At 63.6% G+C, this 25,499-nt stretch carries 23 protein-coding genes and 1 pseudogene; 15 read left to right on the top strand and 9 right to left on the bottom strand.

Going from position 1 to position 25,499, the window contains the following annotated elements; translation table 11 throughout:
- Positions 1-147 precede the first annotated feature (147 nt).
- The 3 genes from LB543_RS16915 (at position 148) to LB543_RS16905 (ending at position 2,406) form a co-directional block, all read left to right on the top strand.
- Positions 148-582 carry a DUF4383 domain-containing protein gene (locus LB543_RS16915; RefSeq protein ID WP_224614847.1) on the top strand — a complete coding sequence of 145 codons (435 nt, stop codon included), beginning with the start codon at positions 148-150 and terminating at the stop codon, positions 580-582.
- Positions 583-588: 6 nt separating this feature from the next.
- Positions 589-1,722, top strand: coding sequence for a hypothetical protein (locus LB543_RS16910; protein WP_224614846.1), 1,134 nt, complete (start codon positions 589-591; stop codon positions 1,720-1,722).
- A 162-nt stretch (positions 1,723-1,884) separates the two neighbouring features.
- On the top strand, positions 1,885-2,406 hold the full coding sequence (locus LB543_RS16905; protein ID WP_224614845.1) for a hypothetical protein: 522 nt from the start codon (positions 1,885-1,887) through the stop codon (positions 2,404-2,406).
- Between the two features lie 7 nt (positions 2,407-2,413).
- Here the strand turns inward: LB543_RS16905 and LB543_RS16900 are convergent, their stop codons facing one another.
- From LB543_RS16900 to LB543_RS16890, 3 genes are all read right to left on the bottom strand, one after another.
- A complete protein-coding gene (locus tag LB543_RS16900; RefSeq protein ID WP_224614844.1) occupies positions 2,414-3,040 on the bottom strand; it encodes a hypothetical protein in 627 nt (208 codons plus the stop codon).
- A gap of 18 nt (positions 3,041-3,058) precedes the next feature.
- Entirely contained in the window at positions 3,059-4,681 is a 1,623-nt protein-coding gene (locus LB543_RS16895) for an FAD-binding oxidoreductase (protein WP_224614843.1), read from the bottom strand.
- A gap of 181 nt (positions 4,682-4,862) precedes the next feature.
- A complete protein-coding gene (locus LB543_RS16890) occupies positions 4,863-5,105 on the bottom strand; it encodes a DUF1344 domain-containing protein (protein ID WP_015316128.1) in 243 nt (80 codons plus the stop codon).
- 435 nt (positions 5,106-5,540) lie between these two features.
- On the opposite strand from LB543_RS16890, the gene LB543_RS16885 reads away from it, so the two are divergent.
- A complete protein-coding gene (locus LB543_RS16885) occupies positions 5,541-6,035 on the top strand; it encodes a YegJ family protein (RefSeq protein ID WP_140759411.1) in 495 nt (164 codons plus the stop codon).
- A 15-nt stretch (positions 6,036-6,050) separates the two neighbouring features.
- On the opposite strand, the gene LB543_RS16880 is transcribed toward LB543_RS16885, so the two are convergent.
- Positions 6,051-7,022 (bottom strand): hypothetical protein, encoded by a 972-nt coding sequence (locus tag LB543_RS16880; RefSeq protein ID WP_224614842.1) that lies wholly within the window; start codon positions 7,020-7,022, stop codon positions 6,051-6,053.
- 85 nt (positions 7,023-7,107) lie between these two features.
- The gene (locus LB543_RS16875) at positions 7,108-8,157 is read right to left on the bottom strand and encodes a CapA family protein (protein WP_224614841.1); all 1,050 of its coding nucleotides are present in this window, start codon (positions 8,155-8,157) and stop codon (positions 7,108-7,110) included.
- Positions 8,158-8,304: 147 nt separating this feature from the next.
- Between LB543_RS16875 and LB543_RS16870 the strand changes: the two genes are divergently transcribed.
- Complete coding sequence (locus tag LB543_RS16870) at positions 8,305-9,561, top strand: hypothetical protein (protein WP_224614840.1); 1,257 nt, start codon at positions 8,305-8,307, stop codon at positions 9,559-9,561.
- 78 nt (positions 9,562-9,639) lie between these two features.
- Here the strand turns inward: LB543_RS16870 and LB543_RS16865 are convergent, their stop codons facing one another.
- The 4 genes from LB543_RS16865 to LB543_RS16850 form a co-directional block, all read right to left on the bottom strand.
- On the bottom strand, positions 9,640-9,918 hold the full coding sequence (locus tag LB543_RS16865) for a hypothetical protein (protein ID WP_224614839.1): 279 nt from the start codon (positions 9,916-9,918) through the stop codon (positions 9,640-9,642).
- A gap of 85 nt (positions 9,919-10,003) precedes the next feature.
- Complete coding sequence (locus tag LB543_RS16860; protein ID WP_224614838.1) at positions 10,004-10,936, bottom strand: hypothetical protein; 933 nt, start codon at positions 10,934-10,936, stop codon at positions 10,004-10,006.
- Entirely contained in the window at positions 10,936-13,638 is a 2,703-nt protein-coding gene (locus LB543_RS16855) for a hypothetical protein (protein WP_224614837.1), read from the bottom strand. The genes LB543_RS16860 and LB543_RS16855 overlap by 1 nt, the downstream gene beginning before the upstream one ends.
- Before the next feature lie 52 nt (positions 13,639-13,690).
- Entirely contained in the window at positions 13,691-14,560 is an 870-nt protein-coding gene (locus tag LB543_RS16850) for a protein-L-isoaspartate O-methyltransferase family protein (RefSeq protein ID WP_224614836.1), read from the bottom strand.
- Positions 14,561-15,087: 527 nt separating this feature from the next.
- Here LB543_RS16850 and LB543_RS16845 point away from each other — a divergent pair.
- The 10 genes and pseudogenes from LB543_RS16845 (at position 15,088) to LB543_RS16800 (ending at position 25,481) form a co-directional block, all read left to right on the top strand.
- Positions 15,088-16,686 carry a DUF2778 domain-containing protein gene (locus LB543_RS16845; RefSeq protein ID WP_224614835.1) on the top strand — a complete coding sequence of 533 codons (1,599 nt, stop codon included), beginning with the start codon at positions 15,088-15,090 and terminating at the stop codon, positions 16,684-16,686.
- Between the two features lie 123 nt (positions 16,687-16,809).
- On the top strand, positions 16,810-19,977 hold the full coding sequence (gene uvrB, locus LB543_RS16840) for an excinuclease ABC subunit UvrB (protein ID WP_224614834.1): 3,168 nt from the start codon (positions 16,810-16,812) through the stop codon (positions 19,975-19,977).
- 122 nt (positions 19,978-20,099) lie between these two features.
- On the top strand, positions 20,100-21,005 hold the full coding sequence (locus LB543_RS16835; RefSeq protein WP_224614833.1) for a DMT family transporter: 906 nt from the start codon (positions 20,100-20,102) through the stop codon (positions 21,003-21,005).
- 250 nt (positions 21,006-21,255) lie between these two features.
- Positions 21,256-22,771: pseudogene (locus LB543_RS16830) on the top strand (ABC-F family ATP-binding cassette domain-containing protein).
- A gap of 134 nt (positions 22,772-22,905) precedes the next feature.
- Positions 22,906-23,187, top strand: a complete 282-nt coding sequence (locus tag LB543_RS16825) for a type II toxin-antitoxin system RelE/ParE family toxin (RefSeq protein WP_140810368.1) — start codon at positions 22,906-22,908, stop codon at positions 23,185-23,187.
- A 14-nt stretch (positions 23,188-23,201) separates the two neighbouring features.
- Entirely contained in the window at positions 23,202-23,501 is a 300-nt protein-coding gene (locus tag LB543_RS16820) for a HigA family addiction module antitoxin (RefSeq protein WP_127278412.1), read from the top strand.
- 130 nt (positions 23,502-23,631) lie between these two features.
- A complete protein-coding gene (locus tag LB543_RS16815) occupies positions 23,632-23,814 on the top strand; it encodes a hypothetical protein (RefSeq protein WP_023770253.1) in 183 nt (60 codons plus the stop codon).
- Between the two features lie 142 nt (positions 23,815-23,956).
- On the top strand, positions 23,957-24,373 hold the full coding sequence (locus LB543_RS16810) for a VOC family protein (RefSeq protein WP_224614832.1): 417 nt from the start codon (positions 23,957-23,959) through the stop codon (positions 24,371-24,373).
- A 99-nt stretch (positions 24,374-24,472) separates the two neighbouring features.
- Complete coding sequence (locus tag LB543_RS16805) at positions 24,473-24,826, top strand: DUF1428 domain-containing protein (RefSeq protein WP_224614831.1); 354 nt, start codon at positions 24,473-24,475, stop codon at positions 24,824-24,826.
- 85 nt (positions 24,827-24,911) lie between these two features.
- A complete protein-coding gene (locus LB543_RS16800) occupies positions 24,912-25,481 on the top strand; it encodes a dihydrofolate reductase family protein (protein ID WP_224614830.1) in 570 nt (189 codons plus the stop codon).
- Positions 25,482-25,499 lie beyond the last annotated feature (18 nt).

Raw genomic sequence — 25,499 nt, 5'->3', positions numbered from 1 at the left:
ATGAGCGCAAGCGATCCGATCAAATCATCTTCAGCCAAAACCTTGCAAGCAGGGGGCCGTCCACATATGAGCACCGGAAGCGGAGAAAACGCCATCAGATGGCGGCCGGAGTGACTTTCCAAGCAGTCTCTTGAAGGGGGATACTTCATGACGCTGATCCAGAAGCTTGCCGTCGCTTATGCGTTCCTGTTCTTCGCGGTCGTGGCCATCGGTTACATTCCGGCCTTCAACGATGCCGACGGCAACCTGTTCGGCCTGTTCTCGCTGCAATGGTATGACGACCTGCTGCATGCCTTATCCGGCGTCTGGGCGCTGGCGGCAGCCTTCATCTCGCATCGCCAGGCGGTGTTCTATTTCAAGCTGTTCGGCTCGGTCTATCTTTTCGACGGCGTGCTCGGGCTGATCACCGGCTCCGGCTGTCTCGATGCGGGCATCTTAATCAACGGCTTCCGCTCCCTCAACGACATCGAATTCCCCACCCGCTTCTTCGCCAACCTGCCGCACATCGTCATCGGCGGCATCGCCGTCTATATCGGGTTCTGGCTGTCGAAGCGCATATACGACCACTTCGCCACGGCCTGACCGGCCATGTTCCTGTTCCGCTTGATAAAGCGCATCATCAAGGCGATCCTCTGGCTGATCGTCATCGTCATCCTGATCCCGATCGCCGGGCTCGCCTATGGCTTCCTGACCACGCCGTCGCTCGACAAGTCGCCTTTGCCCGGCATTGCCGACGGCGCGCCGCCCAAGGCGCTGGCCGACAAGGTGCGCGCCGAGATCCCCGGCTACCAGCGGCCGGAGGAATCGACCTTCGTCACCTATCCGGAATGGGCGATCGTCTACGCCGCGCGCGAATATGCCGGTTTCGTCGCCAAGGACCAGCCGAGCGGCTTCCCCTATTGGTCCTATGTCGGCCGCTTCTGGCAGGATTACGCCACGGTGATCCGCGCCAGTTCCGCCTACAAGTTCAACTATGCCAACCACCAGATGCTGGTCATCATCGGCACCAGCCATTCGATCGAGCATATATTGCAATGGGCCTATGAAAACACGGTCGGCCGCATCACCGAGGCGGCATCGGGCAAGCGCACCGCCGCCGACATCTACCAGGCCAAGGTGGCGGCGGATTATGCCGCCTTCCTCGACCAGGTGCCGTGGTATCAGTTCCCCTATGCGCAAAAGCGCGCGGGCCTGTTTGCCGTGCAGCCGGCGCCTGGTGACAGCTCCGTCCGCACCAGTGAACGCAAGCTCGCCTTCGGCCTCGCCGACACCGTCAAGCAAGGCTATGCGGACCTGATCAAGCAGGCGCTTGCCGCGACCTCCGACCCCGCCTTCCTCGATGTCCATGTCTGGGCCAAGGGGCCGGTCGGCGAGGCCACCCGCAACGAGCCCGACACCTTGCTGGAACGCGACTACGGCACTGACGGCACCGTCTTCGTCACGAAGCAGCGCTACCAGGTCTTCACCGACATGATTCCGCGGCTGATCGACAAGGGCGTCTCCTTTGTCGAGATCGGCGGCAATGACGAGATCATGGTCACGGTGCTATCGACCGATTCGATCGCCGTCCCCGAGGGCATGCGCATCCTGTTCAGCTATCCGCTCCCCGCGGATCCCTCGACGCGCCGCACCGGAATGGTCGTGGCGGTGCGCAAGATGCATCTGGTGCTGCCGTCGCTGATGAAAGCCGGCGCCAGGCTCGAACATGTCTACGACTATTGAGGCCTTTCGGTCACGCCCGGACGAAACACGCGCCGCAGCGCCCATTCCACGGTCGAGGCCAAATTCCCGCCTTGTTCACGCGCAATGGAGAGTTGCATGTCGCCTGGGACGCGACATGCGCCTGACTGGGTTGCCGGGAGGGCATCTCGAAGGGACGAGACCGTGATCAAGACCGCCCTTGTCGCCATGACCATCGTCGGCTGCGACTGCGACGCCAAGCTCTGCGAATATATCGGCGAGACGCCGGCCAAGTGGTCAACCATCGCCGATTGCGAAGCCGCGATGAAAAGCCAGATCCTGCACGAGCGCAACTTCAATTATCCGCTGGTGTCCGGCATCTGCCGCGCGAAGGGCTCGGCGTCCTCATCGCACCTGGCCGCGATCGCGTCGGGCCCGGAATTGAAGCCCGCCAGCCGAACCGTCAGAACGGAAAGCCCGCTGCCGCCTGAACTCAGCCATCGCCCGAGCGTCCCGGTCGGATCGCCGGCGACGGCCCTGGACGCGGCCGCTGCCCGCCCCGTCGCCTATGAACAGGTGGTCGATGGCGGAACCGGCGTGCTCTATCGCACCAAGAGCGGCTACGCTGTGGTCAAGACCGATCTCGGCCGCGCCGTCTCGGCAACCGCCGACGCGGCAAAGCGCTCGGTGAACTGGTTGGCCGGCCTGGTGCCGGGCAAGCTGTAGGTCTCGCCTACATCTTCAGCTTCAGGCTCTGCCAGAACTTGTCGATCAGCGGCTTCTCGGTCGCCGCATCCTCGCCCGCGACCCGCGTGATGAACAGCAGCCCCTGGTCGGCGAGGCCGTAGCCGACGATCTCGAAATAAGCGGTGTCGGTGCGGGTCTTCACCTCGGCGGTGATGCCGGTCAACGCCTTGCCGTCCGCGAGCTTGCGCGTCGTCGGCTGCTGCGTCAGCTCGGCACCGGCCTTGACCGATTCCTTGGTCATCTCCTGCAGCATCAGCTGGTTCAGCGACACCGGGTTCATCTTGCCGTATTCCTGCACCACGACGATCGTGCCCAGCGCCGAGGCCATCAGATATTGCGTGATGTTCTCGCCGAGATCGGTCTTGGTCACCGAAATGCCGCTCGGATGGACGAAGGAGAAACCATCGCCGGAAAAGGTCGCGAAATCGTTCTTGTCGAGCTTCACGTCGACCTGTTTGCCGTCCGGCAACGTCACATGGGCGCTCTCGCCGGCGTCGATATCGACCGCCTTGCCGTCGATCGTCAGCCTGAAGGCTTTCAGGTCTTCAGCGCCGGCCGGTCCGGGGCAAAGTGCGACGAAGGCGAGCACCGCCGCCGCTGATCCCATCCGCATGGAATTCTCCTCCAACTGCTAAGCCGTCCCGCTCAGCGCCTTGATGGCACGGTAGAAGGTCGAGGAAAACAGTTCCGTCGGGTCATAGTGGCGCTTTGCCGCCAGGAAGGACGGCAGTTCGGGATAGGACGCCAGCAGCTCCTTGGCCGTGTAGTGCAGCTGGTAGGGCAGGAAGAAGCGGCCGCCATGCTTGATCGTTACGTCGATCAGCGCCCGCGTCAGCACCCGCATCCTGGCGTTGCCATCGGCATCGGCCGGCTGGTTGATATAGAGCACCAGCGAGTAGGCCGGCTCCGGCGCATAGGTCAGCGCCACGTCCTCCTTGTGGACGATGCGCACCGAAGCGTTGAGCACCGGCAGATCCTGGTTGCGCAGGATCTCGCGCGCTTCGGCGATGAACTCGACATAGGCGGCGCGAGGAATAAAATATTCGTGCAGTATGTCGGTCTCGTTCATGAGGTCGTTGAACAGATACGGCACCGAATCGTGCATCGGGTTGTTGCGGGTGACGAGACAGGCCTCGCCCTCGGCAAGCGCGGAGGTACGCGGCACCGTACAGCTCTCGAATTTCGGCTCCAGCGTCTTTTCAGTGAACCACTTCAGTTCCTGGAACGCGCTGCCCCATTTGGCCATGTTCATGATCACCCGCTTCAGGCCGACGCCATCGGGTTCACCGAGCGCCAGCTGGTCGGCCGGCGGCTGCTCGGCGACCTTGTCGTAGCGGTAGACGATCATGTCCTCGAGGAAATTGCCCGGCGCCGTCGACAGATGGCCGTAGAACAGGCCGATGTCCTTGTTCGGGTCCAGCACCTCGGCAAAGAATTCCGGGAAATCGTCGGATTTGATGATCTCGCGCGAGGTGCGGTAGACGGCATTGTCGACGATATCGAGCGTCGCCTCCAGCACCACGCCGAACAGGCCGTAGCCGCCGACGACATGGCGGAACAGCTCGCCGTTGTCGGCTGGCGAGCAGGTGGTCACCGACCCGTCGGCCAGCATCACGCGCATCGAGCGGATCGAGCCTGCCACCGAACCCGCCTGGTGGTCCATGCCATGCGCGTTCACCGACAGCGAGCCGCCGACCGAAAAAATGTCGGTTGATTGCATCGCCTTCACCGCGAAGCGCGGATGCAGCATGTTCTGGATGTCGTGCCAGCACGCGCCCGGCTGCAAGGTCATCGTCTTGGCCGCGGCGTCCACCGTGATCTTGTTGAACTTTCTGAGGTCGAGAACCAGCGCATTGTCGTCGAAGGCCTGCCCGCCCATCGAATGGCGGATGGCCGCCAGCGACACTTGCAGCCCGGTGGCGCGCGCGAAGGCCAGCGCCCTGGCGATGTGCTCTTCCTCGCTGACCCCGACCACGCCATAGACAGGCGTCCTCGACAGGCCGCTGGCATCGTTGATGTCGCCGCCTTGTGCCAGCCAGGGCAGCGACGGATCGAAGGCCGGCGGGCTGGCGATCGGCTTCAGCGGCAGCGCGATGCCGTCTATGTCGGCGATGCGCCCGGTGTTCTTCGGCCCTGACGGGCCTCGCGCCAGCCGCGCCACGGTGGTGCCGCCCCAGAGCACGGCTCCGCCGAAAACAGCCGCGCCCAGCAGCAGCCGCCGCGACAGGCGAAACCCCTTTTGTTCCTCGGCCATGCGGATCCCCGGTCAGCCAAGGAATAGCGCGGCCTTTTGGCAAAAACCATGGCGACGCTGCCGGAACGGCGTTTCGCCACCGTCGTCGCCTGACGGGGAGTGTCCAAGCTAGTGAAAATGGCCGATCCCCGAAGGAACCGGCCAGATTGGAGCAGGGTCTCAAAAGTCCGGTCGGCGGTTTCTACGAGGCCTTCTTGATCGACGTCACCATGCCGGTCTTGTCGTCGACCGTCACCGCCACCTTGGCGCCGACCTTCAATTTCCCGACCGACGCATCGGGCGACAGCTGGTAGATCTTGCCGTCGTCGAGTGTGACCGACTTGGTTGTCGGATCAACCGCCTGGATGGTGCCCTGAACGGTCGCGGCATAGGCCGTGCCGAGAAAGGCGAGCAGAGCGGCGGTGGTTGCGAGGGTCTTCTTCATGGATAGCACTCCGTGCTGTTTCGGTTTTCCGGTACCGCTTGGGAGAGAGCAGCACCGAACGGCCCGAGACTGGGGCGGAAAGCGCACTGGCCGCAAATCACGTTGGGTGTATTTTCGCAAAGGAAATCATCGGCTTAATTCCGACATAATAGCCTCTAAGCCCCCGATAGCGACCGCTTGCCCTACCCTCATGTAAGGCTTTCTGCGCGCGAAATGAGTCGTTTGACGGATTGCGGCTCGCGCCGTCGGCGATCACGCGGCCGCCGCAATCCCTTCCCGGCCGTATCACGAAACAGGACTTCGATTTTTTCATCGATACACGTTTTATGTCGTGCGCCGGCTCTAGCCTGCCAGCCGCAGAGATGAATTTCGCGCTCAGGTTGCAAAATCGAAGCGAATGCCGGATGGTGTCGCCTTGTAGTAAGGGGGGACTTCATGAGAATCGCCGTCCGGACCACACTATCCCTGATGCTGGCGTTTTTGCCCGGCCTGGCTGGCGCGCAAGGCGCCGATCCGGGTGACGACAAGACGATGATCTTTGCTCCTGATGATCCCGACATGGCGGCGGCGACCGCGCGGGCGCTCGCCAGCCTGGATGAATTCCTGGCCTTGTCCGAAACACCTCCGTCCGGCACGGACAGGTTCAAGCTGAAGGTCAAGGTGCGGGACGGCAACGTCACCGAACACTTCTGGGTCATTCCCTTCCGTCGCACGGAGACAGGATTTGTTGGCATATTGGCGAACGAACCGGAGGAAGTGCACAACGTCGTGCTCGGCCAGAATATCGAATTCACGCGCGACGATATTTCCGACTGGGGGTACACCAGGGACGGCCACCAGGTCGGCAGCTTCACCGTCTGTGTGATGTTCAAGAGAACGTCCAAGGAAGAGGCGGACTATATGCGTGGCAAATACGGCTTCGACTGCTGAGCCTGCTTCGGCCTGTCAAATCGCCCCATCCCTCGCGCCGATCTTCCTCACCAAGGCCGCCGTCGCCAGCATGGCGCCCATGTCCGAGATCATCGGCGCGACATGGGTCTGGTAGTCCAGCGGCACCGAAATATCAGGCAGTTCGAAGAAGTTCTTCGGTTGCGGCAGGAGCAGAAAACCGTCGCCGCCGTTGAGCGCGACACGCGCCGGCTCGTCCGGCCAGGTTTCGCCGAGCCATTTCAGCGCCTGCGCCAGCCGGCCGGTCACCAGCGGCCGTGCCGCCTCGACATTGTCGGTGCGGAACTCGTAGGCGGCGTCAAGCTCAGGCACGCCGGACGGCAGTTCCTGCATCTTGGCCGCGAACATGCCGCGGAAAAAGCCGATGACGCCACTGGCACGTCGCGCCGCCACCAATATTCCAGGAAACGGCTCGATGGCCTCGAAAGCGACGACGACACCCTTGAACGTGGTGGCCTTGTTCTTGGTGGCGCCTCCGTCCCAAAGATCGGCTTCGTAGAGTTCGAAGGCAAATCCGTCATAGCGTCCGGAGATGATGTCGTCGAAGCGGCTCATAGTGAAACCGCCGACCGTCTCGCGCGGCAATCGGTCGAAGGAATGCGGCGTCACGTCGTGCTGGTAGCGCATATCTCCAATGAAGCCGAAGATGATCGGCATCAGCGTCTGGCGAAACGATTGCCGCAGCCTCGCCGCCGGCCTGATTGCCCTGAAATAGAGCACGATCGCCACCACAAAACCGATGACATAGAGAAATACGTGCGGCGTCGAGAACCATTGCTCGTTGGGATCGGCGACCTTGTTGAACAGCCAGGCAATGAGAGCGACGAACACGACCACAAAGCCAACGAACAACGGCACGCGCCATTTGACCCCGCGTGCCACCGAGGCCCTTGTCGCTTCGTAGGTCTCGATGTCCTTCTTGATGGCTGCGACGGCATCCGCGCCCGGCATGAAATTTTCCATCGCCATCCCCCGCTGCCGAAGCCCGCTTTGCGCCATTATGATAGCTGCTTTTGCAGGAACGACGCCAGCCGGATAGAGCGGTGATCCCTTCTCACCTTATGGGAGAAGGGACGATCGTCCTCAGCCGACCCTCGACCTTATGCAGCATTCCACCTTCCAATTCCTCCACCGACACCAGCCGCTCATGGTCGCCCACGCGTAGCCGCATGAATGGATGCAGCCGATAGGCGGCGACCCTGCCGCGCGTATCGGCATCTGCACTCACATCGACCACGAATATCCCGCCGATCCGCCCCGGCCATGGCTGGCGGGCGAAAGCGGTGCCGAGGAAATCGCCGAGACCATAGGCGACGACTGTCCCCCCAATCCGCTCTACCGGCTGCACGACATGGGCATGGTGGCCGGCGATCAGCCCAACGCCCTGCCCGGCCAGCCGCTGAGCCAGCGCCCGTGTTCCGGCGCGCGGAAAATGGCGGAATTCCCAATCCCAATGTGGCACGGCACAAAGCAGGTCGACCCCAGCACTCGCCTCGCGCGGCCAGTCCGTTGGATCGCTGTCCATCGAGACGCGCCCGGCAAACAGGCTTTCGTCGGCGTTGCGCCAGAGCGTGAAAGCGGCGAAGCCGATGGCGAGCGGCCCGGCCGCAAAGCGTTCGACCGGACCATTGGCGGCCAGGCCGATGGTGCCGATATCGAGCCGCTTCAGCGCCGCCACCGTCGCGTCAAAACCGGCGACGCTCTGGTCGAGCACATGATTGTTGGCCAGCGACAGCACAAGTTTTTCGCGCCGTATCCCGACCGCCGCCAGCGCCTCCGCCAGAAAGCGTTCGCTCATCGCATGATGCGTGCCGAGCTTGGTTCCCAGGACGGCGCTCGGCCTGCCGACAACAGGGCTTTCACAATTGCCGATCACCAGATCGGCCGTGCCCAGCAGCGCCTTGATCGCCGGATCGCAGTCGGGCGCGCTCCGGTTGGCCACCGCCGAGATGTCGCCGATGAAGGCCAGCCGCACCGTCTGTCCTGGTGGCGTATCCATCAGCGTCCCCGATGCCGGCGCAAACCCTGTGGCATCACCGGCGAGCGACGGTTTGAGGAAGCGCGGCAGCCAGGACAGCTTGTAGGAGAGCGGATAGTTCGACACGGCACGCCCAATCGTTTGCCTTGTTTAGACTGTCCAGCGGGCAGGTTGAAGCCGTCGGCAATCAGCGATGTGGACAGCGCTTCGGCGCTGGCAGGCGCGACGTCGTAAATCCGTGTATGGTCGCTGCCGACAAATGGGAGGCAAAAGATGACACGAATGGCAAGCCTGCTGGCATCGGCTTTCATTCTGCTCGTGCCACTGTCGTCCGCATCGGCCGCCATGCCGGAAGCGGCAACCGCTCTGTTCGAAGCAAGGACCGTGGCCGCGCGCGACAGCGCCCTGTCTACCCTGGAAGCGGCCGCGCCGAAGGATCCGGCGTCCGCCTATGCCGCCGGCGCCGGTGAATTCTTCACCGCGCTGGAATTGCTGGCCAGCGGCCTGCACCGCCATGGTTTCGAAAGCCCGCAATCCTTCATGCTGCCGCTGATGCAGCTGCCGGTGCCGCCCAATCCCAAACCCGAGCCGCTGACCTACGAAGAGTTCCGCGCCATACTGATCGCCTTCCGCGACCGGCTGGGAAAATCCGCCGCGACACTGGGTTCGGTGCCTGCCGATGCCGATATCGGCATGGTCATCGACCTCACCCATGTCGGCATCGACCTCGACGAGGACGGCATGATCGCGCCGGATGAAAGCATGGCGGCGATCATGGCGGCGCTTTCGCGCGGCGGCATGGCGCCGGACGGCGCCGCCCCCGCGCTCACTTTCCGCTTCGACCGCGCCGACGGCTATTGGCTGCAGGGCTATGCCGAGTTCCTAATGGCGCAGGCCGATTTCTGGCTTGCGCATGATTTCAAAGGCACGTTCGACGGCTCGTTCCACATGCTGTTCCCGCGCGCCAAGCTGCCGTTGCAGGACATCCTCGTGCCGCCGCCAAGCGAGATGGGCTCGAGCATCTTCTCCTCGGAATGGCGCATCGCCGATTTCATCTCGATGGTGCACCTCATCAACTGGCCGGTGGTCGAGCCGGAGCGCCGCAAGGCGGCGCGCCAGGAGCTGCTCCAAATGATCCGGCTGTCGCGCGAGGACTGGAAGGCGATCCGCGCCGAGACCGACAATGACCGCGAATGGCTGCCCGGTCCGCAGCAGAAGGGCGAAAACCCGCTCACCGGCCTCGAAGTCGGCGAGGAGCAGGTCCAGGCCTGGCTCGCCACCCTGACCATGGCCGAGGACCTGCTCGAAGGCAGGGCGCTGCTGCCGCACTTCCGCATCACCGGCAAGGGCATCAACATGAAGCGCTTCTTCGACGAGCCGAAACCCTTCGACCTCGTGCTGTCGATCACCGGCCCCGGCATCGCGCCTTACCTCGAAACCGGCAAGATCCTGACCAGCGAGGATTTCGAGCAGATCCAGCGCGAGTTCGGCGGCGGCGGGTTTTTGACGTTCGCGCTGTGGTTCAACTGAGACCGCGCCGTCGCCATCCCAGGGCGTAGCAAGGAGCGAAGCGACGCGGCGCAGACCCCAGGATCCATGCGCCGACGATCAGAAGAACCGGCGTTGGAGCCGCAGGAGCCCGGCCATGACTGCTGCTATGAGCGCGTTCGATATCACGCCGACCGCTCCACTCATCCAGGCGATATCGCCGGACTGGCCAAGGATCACCGAGGGATAGCCGACAGCGATCACGACAATCGCCGCCACCAATCCAAGCCAACCCGCCCCCGGCCGACCGGCCAACCGGCTGAGGAAATAGGCGATCGCGACCAGCACGATCCTGAGCGGGTCCAATATCTGGGCAATGACGATAACAGTCAGAAGCATGGCCGGGCACTAAGCTTCAAAACCAGACCTTTCAAGAGGCGGGGCTCACGGAATCAGCGAGGGGCGGGCCTGACATCGACAGGTCCTAACGCGCGAACCCGTGCAGCCGGGCCAGCAGCCATTGCAGCGGATTGTTCACGAATGCCTTGGTGACGAAGCTGTCGTGGGCGGCGTCCGAGGCGAGCAGGGCAACAGTGCCGGCTTCCAGACGCCGCGGCGGGTCGGCGCTGGCGTTGATGCCCTTGTCTGCCAGCGCCTGCCTTATCTCGGCATTGCCGGAGGCCGACGATTTGCCATAGGCGCTGACGAAGAAACTCTTGCTGTGATGCGCGATCCAGTCGGCGAAGATGTCGGCTTCGTCGAAGACGGCGTCGAGCAGGACGACGCCGAGCAGGCGGCCGCCAATGTCGCCGTTCCCAAGTACGGAAGCAGCCGGATTATAGCCGCCGCTGTAGGCGACCAGCACCACCGGCATGGCCTCGAATTTTGCCGCCTTTGCGCCGGTCAGCCTGGCCAGGCCTTGCGCCGCCTCGGCCATGAACTTGGCAAAATAGCCCGGCGTCCAGAAATTGCCGGCGCTGGAATCCTGCGCGTCGCGGGCAAATTGCGGCGCCATCAGCACGGCGTTGAGGCCTGAAGCCTCGACCTGCGCGACGACCCGCTGGCGCCCGACCACGTCGCGCTGCAAGGTCGCGCCATTGCCGTGGAAGAACACCACGATGACAGCGGGCTTGGCGGCATCGAACCCTTTGGGAATCGCGAGCAGCGTCGAGCGGTCACAATAGGTCTCGTCTTCCCAATAGATTCCCCCGCGCGGCGACGTGTGGCCGTGGCGGCCGTTCGCGTCGACGTCGAGAAACGCCGCGGAGCCGTCGGGCAGCTTGCCCCGATACGGAAAGGGCGACGCCTTGAACGGCACGATGGCCGAGATGGCCTTGTGCAAGCGCGCCCCCTCACTCACCACCGGAAACGCCGCCGTGGCCAGCAGTCCGGCGACGATGGCGCGCCGGTCCGGCATCAGGCGGGCACCACCCGGAGAGCCGGCGCCTTCGATGGCAGGAGCACGGCAAAGAACGCCGGGATGGCGATCAGATAGGCCATCGCCGACCATTGCAGCACGGCGCTGAGCCCGAAGCTGGTGGCGACGATCGGCACCGCGGCCGAGCCGATGACCGAGAAACAGCCATTGATGCCCCAGGCCCAGACGAACAGATGCTCCTTGCCGAGCCGCGCCAGCCAGGTCATGGCGGTGGCCATCGGCATGCCCATCAGGAAGGCCGGCGGCGACACCAGCAGAAAGCACAGTAGCAGCCGCACGGCATAGGGATAGGCGCCGATCTGGTCGAGCACCGGCGACAGATAGAACCCGTAGACCAGCAGCAGCGCGCAGACCGCCAGCAGCACCGCCGGCAGCAGTGTCCTGGCGCGGTCGAAGATGCGCTCGGCGAACAGGCTGCCGAGACCCGAGAACACCAGCATCGAGGAGATCAGCACCGAGGCCGAAACGGTCGGATTGGCCAGCGCCACGGTAAAGCGGCTGATCAGCCCGACCTCGACCATGATGTAGCCGAGGCCGAGGCAGGCGAAATAGAGGATGGTGCCAAGCTTGCCGCGCGAGCGCGAGAACACGATGCGCCAGCCGAAGATCACCGGCAGCAGCACCAGCGACGCCGCCGTGATGCAGGCGATGCCGAGCGTCGCCCAGATCAGGAGATAGCCCCAGTCGTCCTGGAACAGGTCGAGCCGGTCGAGCGTGCGCGGCAGGTCGGCGATCTTCACATAGGCCGCGAAATAGGGTTGGTCGTTGCTCAGCGCACGCGCGTCGAAGACATAATCGCTGGCGAGCTTTTCCCAGCCGCCGGTCAGAAGCGCGTGCCAGGTCATGCGCTGCAGTTCCGTCGCCGGCAACACCTGCGGTCCGGCATCGCCGCCAACACCGGCGCAGGCGTCGAGCGTCGGATCGGCCGGCGCCGTCGGGTCGCAGTCAGGATTTGCAGGCGCGATGGGGTCGGCTGGCGCCGACGCATCGGCGGGCTGGGTCAGCGTCGCGTCCTGTCCGCTGCCGAAGATCGAGGCGCGGTAATCATCGAGTACTTTTTGCGCCCCCGAGCCGTCATAAATTATTCCTGGATAATAGACCTCCTGCCAGGACATCGATTTGGTGTAGCCGCGCAGCGTCTTGATTTCGGCCTCGGTGAAGCCGCCGCGCTTGAACAGCACGGTCGTGGTGGAGAGATAGCTCGACACCGCGAAGATGTCGTTGGCCGCACCTTCGCGGTCGAATGTTTTCGCCGCTTCGGCGACGGTCGAATAAAGCTTGAGCACCGATTTCGGCGGCTCTTCCTTGTTCCACAAGGTGATCGACAGCACGCCGCCATCGGCAAGCGCGCGCATATAGCTCAGCATTGCCTCGCGCGTGTAGGCATATTTCTCCGAAATGGCGAAGCCGCCGGGATTGGACAGGCCGACGCTGTCGGCGAGGCTGAGATCGATGACGTCATAGCGCTCGGCCGTGTTGGCGAGGAACAGGCGCCCGTCATAATCGATCACCTTGAGCCTCGGCTCGGCCAGTATATCGCCGGTCACATCCCTGAGAATCGGATCGCGGAAGGCCCGCAACGTCATCGGATTGCTTTCGGCGACGGTCACCGATGTCGAACCGGCGTTGAGCGCGGCCTGCGTGGAGATGCCGCCGCCGAACTGCACGACGAACGTCTTGGGCTTCTCCTTGATGACATAGGGATAGTGCATCGGCAGATAGCGGAAATAGACCTGCTCGGCCGGCGCCAGGTTGCGCATGATGCCTTCCGGACCATCGCCGTCGCGATACATGCCGACATAGGTATTGGCCGGAACCTCGGGCATGCCGAAGGCGGCGTTGTCGCTGAGGCCCGGCGCGAAATGCATGTAGGAGCTGGCATAGACCTGCAGGTCGCCGAACGGCGAGACGCTGCGGTAGATGCGCTTGCCGTCCGGGAAGTTGCGGGCATAGGCGACGCCCTTGTATTGCGAGACGGCGATGTCGGGTATGCCTGTGAGCTCGGGCAGCATGAGGTAGCCTGATATCGACAGCGCCGCGACGGCCACGCCCGCGACAAAACTCTTCCAGGCGCCGAACGCAGCGAACCACAAGAGCGAGCCGGCGGCCCACAAAAGCAGCGGCACGACGATGATGGTTTCAGGCGCGAACAGATACAGCGACACCAGCACGACGAGGCCGGCAAGTCCCGAGCCGGTCAGGTCGGCGAAATAGACGCGGCCGAAGGCGGTGCGGCTCTTCAGGAAGACGATGCCGAGGAAGAAGGCGCCGGCCAGGAACGGCAGGAGATAGAGCAGGAAATTGGCGAGCAGCCGCCACTTCTCCTGGGGGTCGGAGACCAGGAAGATGGCATTGAACGGCACCGTCTGGGCGGCGAGGTTGGCGCCGACGGCGAGCGGGCCGATCAGCAGCAGGGCCACCGTCGCCGCGCCTTGCCAGTGGCGGTCGAACCAATCCTTGCCGGCGAAGATCACGACGCTGGACAAGGAGAAACCAAGCATGGCGAGGCTCACCACCAGCGAGCCGAAATGCGACCAGCTGCCCACGGCGAACACGCGCATGACGGCGATCTGCAGGGCGATGATGGCGCCGGCGATCAGCCCGACCGCGAGATAGTGCGCAAGCCGTGGCGCCTCCAGCGGCGCGATGCCTGGTCGAGAGATCGATGCGACGGCTGCCATTTCAGGCCCCTTGATGCGAAATTCGGCAAGGCCGGTGCCGCCGCGCGGCAACTCAGCCGTTATGCGTACCGACGATCTGGTCGCCTTCCAGCTTGGTGAAGGGCACGAAAGGCACCACCTTGCCGTTGTAGATGTCGGAGCGGACGATGTTGAACGTGCCATCCGCAAGCTGCTGCTTGATCACCTTGAGCACATGCTGAGCCCCCGGCGGACCGACCGGAATGACCATCACGCCATTGGGCTTGAGCTGCTGCAGCAGCGATGGCGGAATATGGTCGATGCCGCAGGTGACGATGATCTTGTCGAACGGGCCGACGCTCTCCCAGCCATAATAGCCATCGGCATTGCGGCTGGTGACCGAGCCGAATTCGCTGTAGCCGCGCTCGATCAGCCCGTCATAGGTGCGGCGGGTGCGCTGCGCCAGAGGATTGATGATCTCGATCGTGTGCACCTTGTCGGTGAGGTTGGCGAGGTAGGCCGACTGGTAGCCCGATCCGGTGCCGATCTCGAGCACGGTTTCGCCGAACTGCACGTCGATAGAGGTCGTCATGCGCCCGACCAGATGCGGGCCTGAAATCGTCACGCCATAACCGATGTCGAGGAAGGCATGATCATAGGCGCGGCCCAGATTCTGCGGCAGCACGAACTCCTCGCGCGGCGTCAGTAGGAAGGCGCGCTTGTTGCGGTCGTCCAGCACGTCCTTGTTGTAGACCATGATCTGGAAGCGGTCGAACCGTTCCGCCAGCAACTTCGGATCCTCGCCGCGATTGGCCACCATCCAGTCGATGAACGATTTCTTGTCCTTGAACGGCACCTCTGCATTGCGGTCATAGGGAACCGGCACGGCGGCCTTGACGGCGGCCGGGAGAATGGAAAACGCCGCAGCTCCCGCCGACAGCGCCAAGAAGTCCCGACGCTTCATGGAAAAGCCTCCAAAAGTGGCTTCTGCCACCTTAAAACCAAGCACTCGACCGGATTGCACCGCCTCCCAAAACGAGTCAATCGGCCGCCGGGAGGCGATCCTCCAGGCCGAAGAATTGTGGCAGGACGGCAACAGTATTCGCAGGCACCCGGTGGCGTTCCCAGCGGCGCGACCGACGCGCGTCGGCGTGCCTCACTGCCGCGGGAAACGCTCAAGCATCTTTTTGCGAAGATTAGCAAAGGCTGTTTTGCTTGACTCGGCAGGCAAAAACAGGCAGCAAAACAGCCTTGGAAGGGCTGCAATACCGCGTGCATGGTCGTGGACGAGCCTTTTTCGGCACAAAGTCCACGTCTCTCCATTGGTTTTGAGAGGGATTGGTTAACCAACTTTGTCCATATTTTGAAGCAATCGGCAACTAACGACAGGCGCGGCAAACGCGTCGGGGACCACCTGGGATCACTCACAGAATGGTCGTCGCGGCTATCACAGCCGCGGACGTGGGAGCCGATTGGAGCAAGATTGGTTGCATGGCGTTTTTGAGTCGTAAAATTGTCGGGGACAGGCGTTGGAGCGGCGAGACCGCTGTCGAAGCGCCACGCGCCTCATCCTTCACCCCTGAACGGGTTGTCCGCTGGATCGCGGTGCCGGGCGTCAGCGCTGCCGTCGGCCTATGGCTGATCGGCACCATCGCCGGCCTCACCTCCGTCGGCGCCTCGCTCTCGGCGACGTCGATCGGCCTGCCGCAGACGCTGTCGATGCCGGGCACGCTCGCTCTCGCCGATCCGCTGAAACAGCATTTCCTCAGCTCTTCCGCGCCCTTCGTCATGGCCAATGCCCATGGCGGCGCGCAAGCGCTGCACGACCATGCCGTACAGTGCGGCGCCAGTTGCTTCAGGCTGGCGGCGGTAACCTCCAAGGCGGAGAAATCCGGGCGCCTGGTGGCACAGACCAAGCCAACGCCGGCGAAGTCGAAATCGCAGCAGCGCTTCGAACTGATGGAAGCGTCGCTGTCGCCGACAAAGCTCGCCGCTGCCTTTGCCGGCGCGGGAAAGCCGGCGACCGCCGCCAGCACCCGTCCCGTGATTTCCAGCGCCGCGCCCCAGGTCACCGAGGCGTCTCTCGTGCCGTCCGTCCAGGTCATGGCCAGCCTGTCCAACGACATGCCGGCTCCGGCGGCGGAACGCTTCGCCCGCGCCGATATGGGTTCGGTCGTGCAGACCGCACCGGCGCCGATGGGCTTTGCCCAGCCGGAAACGCCCGATAACGCGCAGCTTGCGCTTGCCCTGGTCGAGTCGATGCCTATCGAGGACGAAGCCTTCGCCTCGCCGCTGCCGATGACTGAATCCTCGCCCGATGTCGCGGTTGCGCCGGTCGAGACCCAGCAGGAAAAGCCCGGCGACGCCGCCTCGCTGCCGGATGCGCTCATCGACGATGTCCCGCTGCCGACCCGCCGCCCGCAATATGACGCGCCGCAACAGCGTAGCGTCGTGGAAGAGGACAAGCCGGCCGCACAGCCCAAGACTTTGCAGGAGAAGCCGGCGCCTCAGCCGAAGGCCGTCCAGCAAGCCAGGCAGCCGGCCCGGCAAGGCCGGACCCGCGATGGTGGCGACGTGCTGGCCTATGCCAAGCCGGACACGCCTTCGGGCGGCCTCGGCCAGGCGTTCAGGAATCTGTTCAACGGGCCGAGCGCCGGAAGCGGCGCCGGCCATGGCGTCGCCGTCTACGACATCAGCGCCAAGACCGTCTACATGCCCGACGGCCAGCGGCTCGAGGCGCATTCCGGCCTTGGCGCCATGGTCGACCAGCCGCGCTATGTCGACGTGAAGGATCGCGGCCCGACACCACCCAACACCTACAATCTGTCGCTACGTGAATCGCGCTTCCACGGCGTCGAGGCCATCCGCCTGACACCGACGAGCGGCGGCAACAAATACAACCGCACCGGCCTGCTCGCGCACACCTACATGCTGCGCGGCGGCCGCGCCGAATCCAATGGCTGTGTCGTCTTCAGGGACTATGCCCGCTTCCTCGCCGCCTTCAAGAAGGGCAAGGTCACTCGCCTCGTCGTGGTGCCGCGCCTGAACGGATCGCCGACCCGCGTGGCGGACAACGCGCGCGGCGCCTGAGCCCTGCGAGCAAGCGCGATACCTACCAACTCCTGACAGCCTGCTGTCAGCAGCCGCAGTTGGCAATGCGCCTGTCTTCATCCCGCTCTTTCCATTTTCGCCAAGACCTCCCATATTCGGGACATGGCCAAATCCCCCGATAAAAGAACGCCGCCGACGGCGAGTGACGAGCGCGCCGCGCCGAAGCGGCGCAGCCCGCTGACTGATTTCCTCGACGCGTCGGAACCACTGCACAAGGGCGGCTTCGCCGAAATGCCGCAGACCGAACTGTCGGGCACGCCGCTGACCGGTTCGATCGCGGATTGGGCCGAGCAGATCGAGCAGGAGGCGGAACGCGAAGGGCGCACCACGGGCAAGGGTGGCGGCGCCAAATCGCCGAAGAAGATACCCGAGCGCTCCGCCGCGCCGGGCCGCACCGCGCGCGGCACCTCGATGGGCGGCGCCGCGACGGCCCGCGAACGCGCCGCGGCCGGCCTCAATCCCGTCGCCGGCCTCGATGTCTCGCTGGAGGAGGCCGAGACGATGACGTCGAGTGGCGTCACCGCTACGGTGGCCGCGCTCTCGGCGCTGATCGAATCCGGCAATCCCCTGCACAAGGACGGCGTGCTGTGGACACCGCACCGCCCTGCCCGGCCGGAAAAGTCCGAAGGCGGCATCGCCATCAAGATGGTGTCGGACTTCGAACCCGCCGGCGACCAGCCGACCGCGATCAAGGACTTGGTTGAGGGCGTCGACAACAACGATCGCACCCAGGTGCTGCTTGGCGTCACCGGCTCCGGCAAAACCTTCACCATGGCCAAGGTGATCGAGGAGACGCAGCGGCCCGCTTTGATCCTGGCGCCCAACAAGACGCTGGCCGCGCAGCTCTATTCGGAGTTCAAGAAATTCTTCCCCGACAACGCGGTCGAGTATTTCGTCTCCTATTACGACTATTACCAGCCGGAAGCCTACGTTCCGCGCACCGACACCTTCATCGAGAAGGAATCCTCGATCAACGAGCAGATCGACCGCATGCGCCACTCGGCGACGCGCTCGCTGCTCGAGCGCGACGACGTCATCATCGTTGCCTCGGTGTCGTGCATCTACGGTATCGGCTCGGTCGAGACCTATACCGCGATGACCTTCCAGATGCAGATCGGCGACCGGCTCGACCAGCGCGCCCTGCTCGCCGACCTCGTCGCCCAGCAGTACAAGCGCCAGGACATCAATTTCGTGCGCGGCTCGTTCCGCGTGCGCGGCGACACGATCGAAATCTTCCCGGCCCACCTGGAAGACCGCGCCTGGCGCATCTCCATGTTCGGCGACGAGATCGAGGCTATCACCGAGTTCGACCCGCTGACCGGCCAGAAGACCGGCGAGCTGAAGAGCGTCAAGATCTACGCCAATTCGCACTACGTGACGCCGCGCCCGACGCTCAATCAGGCGATCAAGTCGATCAAGGAAGAGTTGAAACACCGGCTGGTGGAACTGGAGCGCGCCGGCCGTCTTCTGGAAGCGCAGCGGCTGGAACAGCGCTGCCGCTTCGACCTGGAGATGCTGGAGGCCACCGGCTCCTGCGCCGGCATCGAGAACTATTCGCGCTATCTCACCGGCCGCCAGCCGGGCGATCCGCCGCCGACGCTGTTCGAGTACATTCCCGACAATGCGCTGGTCTTCATCGACGAAAGCCACGTCACCGTGCCGCAGATCGGCGGCATGTATCGCGGCGACTTCAGGCGCAAGGCGACGCTGGCCGAATATGGCTTCCGCCTGCCCTCCTGCATGGACAACCGGCCGCTGCGCTTCGAGGAATGGGACGCCATGCGGCCGCTCTCGGTTGCGGTTTCGGCGACGCCGGGCGGCTGGGAGATGGAACAGGCCGGCGGCGTCTTCGCCGAGCAGGTCATCCGCCCGACCGGGCTGATCGATCCGCCGGTCGAGGTGCGACCGGCCAAGAGCCAGGTCGACGACGTCGTCGGCGAAATCCGCGAGACGACGGCTGCCGGCTATCGCACGCTGGTCACGGTGCTGACCAAGCGCATGGCCGAGGACCTGACCGAGTACCTGCACGAGCAGGGCGTGCGCGTTCGCTACATGCACTCCGACATCGACACGCTGGAGCGCATCGAGATCCTGCGCGACCTGCGGCTTGGTGCCTTCGATGTGCTAGTCGGCATCAACCTTCTGCGCGAAGGCCTCGACATTCCCGAATGCGGCTTCGTCGCCATCCTCGATGCCGACAAGGAAGGCTTCCTGCGTTCGGAAACCTCGCTGATCCAGACCATCGGCCGCGCCGCCCGCAATGTCGACGGCAAGGTCATCCTCTACGCCGACCAGGTCACCGGCTCGATGGAACGGGCGATGGCGGAGACCAACCGCCGCCGCGAGAAGCAGATGGAATGGAACGCCGCCAATGGCATCACGCCGGAATCGGTGAAATCGCGCATCTCCGACATCCTGGATTCGGTCTACGAGAAGGATCACGTCCGCGCCGACATCTCGCAGTTCACCGACGGCGCCGGCGCCATGATGGGTAACAATTTCAAGGCTCATCTCGACGCGCTCGACAAGCAGATGCGCGACGCCGCCGCCAATCTCGACTTCGAGAAGGCGGCCCGTATCCGCGACGAGATCAAGCGGCTGCGCGAGATGGAACTATCCATCTCCGACGATCCGCTGGCGCGCGAGGTGGAAGGCCAAAGCCCGGCGTCAGGCCGCGAAAAGGGCAAACACAACAAGGGCGTGGCCAAGCATCGAACGGCTGAGGAGCAGGAACGTTTCCGCAAGCTCGACCAGGCACGCGCCGCCAAAGAGGCGGCCAAGGCCGCCAGGCCCAACCTCTTCCGCAAGCCCGATCTCGACGAGATGGGCACCGACGGCGCCGTACCGGTGAAGAAGCCGCTGTTCGCCAAGCCCTCGCTCGACGATATGGGACCTGGTACCGACATGCCGACACCGTCCGGCGCGGTGTCGCGTTCGCTGTTCAAGAAGCAGTCGGCCGAAGAGGCGCACGGCTCCGACTTCGGCATTCCCGGCGACGCGACCAAGCCGCTGTTCAAGAAGAACTCGCTCGACGAGATGACGGTGCGCCGCACGGAAAAACCGGTCGAGGGAAAAGTGCCGGCGAAGCCACAGCCAATCTCCCCCCTCATGGGGGAGATGTCCGGCAGGACAGAGGGGGGCGCGAAGGATCGCGGCGATACCGGCAAGCCAATCATCCGCCAACGCTCTGGCATCGGGTCCTATGAAGATCCGGGAGACGCCCGCCGCGAAAAGCGCCGGCCGGGCAAGACTGGCAGGCCGGGAAAGTAGCGATCCTTCGCGCCCCCCTCCGACATAGATCAGCTCTTTTTGCCACCTTGCCAGTCATGGGACGAACCTATACGGGCCTTGCAATTCTGCTCTTCCGCTCCGGAAACCATCAGCCCACCACCATGAAACCAAGAGACATCGCCGCCTACGTCTTCCTGGCCGTCACCTGGGGACTGTCGTTCTTGGTGCTGCTCAAGGTGGTGCATGCCTTTGGCTGGGTCGGCGCGGTCACCTTGCGCGCGCTGATCGCCGGCATCACGCTCTTTCTGCTTGCAGCCGCGACACGGCGACGGCTGGATTTCAGCGCCGGCTGGCGGCACTTCGCCATGGTCGGCGCAACCACGGTCGCGGCGCAGCTGATCGGCCTGTCCTATGCCACGCCGCGCATCGGCACGGCGATGGCGGCCATCCTGGTTGCCGCGATCCCGCTGTTCTCGATGATCATCGGCCAGTTCTGGGGGCTTGAGCGCATCACTGTTCGCGGCCTTGTCGGGCTGCTGCTCGGCGTTGCCGGCATCATCGTGCTGGTCGGTTTCCCCGCGGTTCCGGTCACCGCTTCCTTTGCGATCGGCTGTGCCGCCTCGCTGTTCAGTTCCTTCTCGGCGGCGTTCGGCAGCAACTACGCCAATCGCCATTTGCGGTCGGCCGGCTCGCTGGAGCTCACCAGCGCCGCCTTCCTCTTTGGCGGCCTGATGACGCTGCCGCTGCTGCTCGCCGTGCCGGTGCCGGCCATGCCGCGCTTTGTCGACTTCCTCTATTTGGCGATACTGGCCTGCGTGATGAGCGCATTGACCTATGTCGTGTATTTCCGGCTGGTGGCCAGCATCGGCGCGACCAGGACGATCAGCGTCGAATTCGCCGTGACCACGATCGCGGTGCTGGCCGGAACGATTGTGCTCGGCGAGTCTCTGACCATGATCCAGGGCTTCGGCGCGGCGGCGATCATCGGCGGCTGCATACTGGTGCTGGATCCCTTCCCGCGCCGCTTGAAAGCGGCGCCCTTGCCATCCGCCCCGCCTTTGGTGTAGCCAGTCGTCACACTCGAACGTCTCGAAAGGAGGGCTCACGTGTTTACGTTTTTTCGTCACCATCGTCAGCGTGGCCCGATTTCTGCCCTGCAAGCTAGCTTGCAGGGCTGACCAGGGACGGTCCGGGTTTTTTCCCGCTTCGATTTTTTGGTCTGCCCTTCGTGGTGTGCAACGCCTGGCCTGATCGCCGGCACGCGCACCGACAAAGTGCATCGAGCCGGATTTTCCGGACAGACCAGAGAAATCGAAAATGGCCCTGATCAGCCTCAAATCCCTCGGCGTCACCATGAGCGCGCCGCTCTTCTCCAACCTCGACATCAGCATCGGCACCGGCGACCGGCTCGGCATCGTCGCCGCCAAGTCGACCTTGCTGAAATGCCTGGCCGGCGAACTGGAGCCGACGACAGGCGACATCACCCGCACGCGCGGCCTGCGTGTCGGCCATGTCGAGCAGTCCGTTGTCCCTGCCCTGCTCGGCCGCCCCTTTTATCAGGTGGTGGCTGACGCCTTGCCGCCGGAGCAGGCCGACAGCGAGATGTGGCGCGTCGACGTGGTTCTCGATTCACTCGACGTGCCCGAGGCGATGCGCGAGCGGCCCAATGCGGGCGCTGAGCGGCGGCTGGCAGCGGCTGGCGCTGATCGCCCGCGTCTGGGTCACCGATCCCGACGTGCTGCTGCTCGACGAGCCGACCAACCATCTCGATCTCGCCCGCATCAGCCAACTCGAGACATGGCTGAATGCGCTGCCGCGCGAGGTGCCTGTCATCATCGCCAGCCATGACCGCGCCTTCCTCGACGCCACCACCAACCGGACGCTGTTCCTGCGCCCGGAACAATCGCCGGTGTTTTCCCTCCCCTATTCGCGGGCCAGGGACGCGCTGGACGAGATAGATGCTTCGGCCGAACGAAAATTCCAGCGCGACATGAAGGTGGCGCAGCAATTGCGCCGCCAGGCGGCCAAGCTCAACAATATCGGCATCAATTCCGGCAGTGATCTGCTGACGGTCAAGACCAAGCAGCTCAACCAGCGCGCGGAGAAGCTCGAAGAGGCCGCCAATCCGGCGCATCGCGAAAAATCGGCGGGTGCGATCAAACTCGCCAATCGCGGCACGCACGCCAAGGTGCTGATCACGCTCGACGACGCGGCGGTCGAAACGCCTGACGGCACGCTGCTGTTCAGGACCGGCAAACGCCACATCTGCCAGGGCGATCGCATCGTGCTGCTCGGTCGCAACGGCGTCGGCAAATCGCGCTTCGTCACCTTGATCCGCAACGCCATCGTCGAACCGGATACGGTGCGGAATGTTAAGGTGACGCCGTCGACCGTGCTCGGTTACAGCGACCAGGCGCTGTCGGGCATCAGCGGCGACGACACGCCGCTGGCGATGGTCTCGCGCCGTTACGATATCGGCGAACAGCGCGCCCGCTCGTTGCTTGCCGGCGCCGGCGTGGTCATCGAGATGCAGGAGCGCAGGATCGGCGTGCTGTCGGGCGGCCAGAAGGCGCGGCTGATGATGCTGGCGCTGAGGCTCGCCAATCCCAACTTCTATCTGCTCGACGAGCCAACCAACCATCTCGACATAGACGGCCAGGAAGCGCTGGAGGAGGAGTTGTTGAAGCACCAGGCAAGCTGCCTGCTCGCCTCGCACGACCGCTCCTTCATCCGCGCCATCGGCAACCGCTTCTGGCTGATCGAGAAGCGAAAGCTGACCGAGGTCGAAGACCCGGAGAATTTCTTCCGCGAGGTGGCTGAGGGAACCAACTGAGCGGCGGGGACAGATGCCTTGCCAATGAAGTTCCTGCCTGTCATTGACACGCCGGACCTTTGGTATCATTTCATGAGACGTACTCTTGATTCCTGGAACGTATCATGTCATGGTACGTCTGTCGGGCTCCACGGATGATACGTTCATTCAAGGACAAGACCAGCGAAGCCGTTTCGAACGGCAAGGCTCCAAAGGGCTTCCCTTCGGATCTTGTCCGACCGGCCCAACGGAAGCTGTACATGATCGACAACGCCGCCGAACTGTCAGATCTCAAGACGCCTCCCGGCAACAGGCTTGAGCCGTTGAAAGGCAACCGTGCCGGTCAGCATTCGATCCGCATCAACGATCAGTTTCGCATCTGCTTTCGCTGGGTGGATGGGCAAGCAGAAGATGTTGAAATAACCGACTACCATTGAAAGGCAGGTCCTAAATGCTTGATATCAACCCGCCTATCCATCCCGGAGAAATTCTCCGCGAAGAGTATCTCATACCGCTTGGTCTGAAGCCTTACACGCTGGCCAAAAAGCTGCATGTGCCTCGCACGCGCATCGAGCGCCTGGCCAGCGAGACGACCCCGGTAACCCCTGATACCGCGTTGCGCCTTGCGAAGTTTTTTGGGACCACGCCGCAGTTCTGGATGAACATGCAGGCAAGCTATGACCTCGCCGTCGAGGGAAAGGCCAAGAGAGCCGACCTTGAAACGATCGAACGATTGGAGACTGCCGCCTGACGTAAGCGCGCCGCGCCGGTAACAGAGGCCGCTGAAAAATTCTCCGGGCGATCTGTCGGATCGCCCATTGGTGCCTCGTCCTTGGGATGCCGACACGATGATGCCGGCGCCAACCCAGGGAGAATTCGTCATGTCCGTCCTGTCATCCATCGGCCGCATCGCAACCCGGTATGCCGCGGCGCGCGCCCGTCACCGCAGCGAACGAATTCTGCTGTCGCTGCCGGCCGAACTGCGCAAGGATATCGGCTTTCCGGAAATCTTCGATGCCCGCGACAGCCGTCGCGCGGCCACGTCGTCGGCCAAGGTCATATGACCACTGCCTGTGCGCCGGCCTCCAGAGGCGACCGGTTGCCCGATGATATCAGGCGAAAAATTTTCGCGACCCTGTAGGATTGGCGTCACCTCGTCCGTCCTATGGTCCGCAAGGCCAACCAAACGTGAAGAGGAACACGAGAATGACCGACCAGACCCCGCCCCGCGCCAAAGTTCTTGGCGGATTGACCCCCTATCTGCAGGTCAACGGCGCCATCAAGGCCGCCGAATTCTACAAGAAGGCTTTCGGGGCCGAGGAAGTCTTTGCCTATCCGGCGGATGAAAAAGGCCGCACCATGCATATCCATCTCTACATCAACGGCTCGACGCTGATGCTGGGCGACGCCTATCCGGAACACGGCCACCCGCACCAGGCGGCGCAGGGCTATACGCTGCAGCTCCATCTCGGCAAGGATGACATCGACGCCTGGTGGAAGCGCGCCGTCGACGCCGGCTGCGAGATCGTCACGCCGCTGCAGGTGATGTTCTGGGGCGACCGCTGGGGTCAGGTGAAGGACCCCTTCGGTGTCGCCTGGGCAATGAACGCACCGGTGGAATAAGTTTTAGCGCGCGCGCCCTCGCCGAGGGGGATGCGCCCAACCGCGCCGGGTCGTATCCCCGCCGACCCGGCGCCCGTTTCCAGCAATGAGGAGACCACCATGTCCTATGTCGATGGCTTCGTGCTTGCCGTGCCGAAGGCAAATCTCGATGACTATAAAAAGCTGGCCAACGTCACAGGCCCCATATGGATGGAACACGGCGCGCTCGCCTATGTCGAATGTATCGGCGACGATGTGCCCTATGGCGAGTTGACCTCGTTTCCGCGTGCCGTTCAGGCCAAGGATGACGAGATCGTCGTTTTCTCCTGGGCCGTCTACAAATCCAGGCAGGACCGCGATGCGGTGATGGCCAAGGTGATGGCCGACCCGCGCCTGAAACCCGATTGGGGAACCATGCCCTTCGACGCCAAGCGCATGATCTTCGGCGGCTTCCAGCCCTTCATGGAGCTATAGGCGGGACGATCTGACCGATCATTCCCTACCCCGCGCGACAGCAGGGCCCGAGACTCATCTTCATCTCTCAAAATAGGACCGACTTATGCGCAAGCTGATCGTATTCAACAGCATATCGCTCGACGGCTATTTTACCGACAGGCACGGCGCCATGGACTGGGCGCACAGCCAGGATCCGGAATGGAACGCTTTCGTCGCCGACAATGCCAAAGGCGGTGGCATGCTGGTGCTGGGCCGCGTTACCTACGACCTGATGATCCAGTTCTGGCCGACGCCGATGGCGGCCCAGATCGCACCGGTGGTGGCCGAACGCATGAACGCCATACCGAAGGTCGTGTTCTCACGGACGCCCGACACGGCGAGTTGGAACAACACTGAGCTGGTCAAAAGCGGGCCGGCCGCCAAGCTTCGCGAACTGAAGCAGCAACCGGGCAACCACATGACAATCCTCGGAAGCGGCAATCTCGTCGCTCAATTGGCCGCGGAGAGTCTGATCGACGAATACCAGTTCGTCATCGTGCCGATTATGCTTGGCGCCGGCAGGACGATGTTCGAAGGCATCGGCAATTGGCTCAACGTGAAGCTGGCCCGGTCGCAAGCTTTCGGCAACGGCAATGTCTTCCTGCGCTATGAGCAGAAGGAACGGGCCGGCTAATGCATGTCGCATACTTGA

The sequence above is a fragment of the Mesorhizobium sp. ESP7-2 genome (genome assembly GCF_020164715.1).
Taxonomy (GTDB): Bacteria; Pseudomonadota; Alphaproteobacteria; order Rhizobiales; family Rhizobiaceae; genus Mesorhizobium.
Note: the sequence above shows the minus strand (reverse complement) of the source record. Positions and strands in the feature narration are given on the sequence as shown.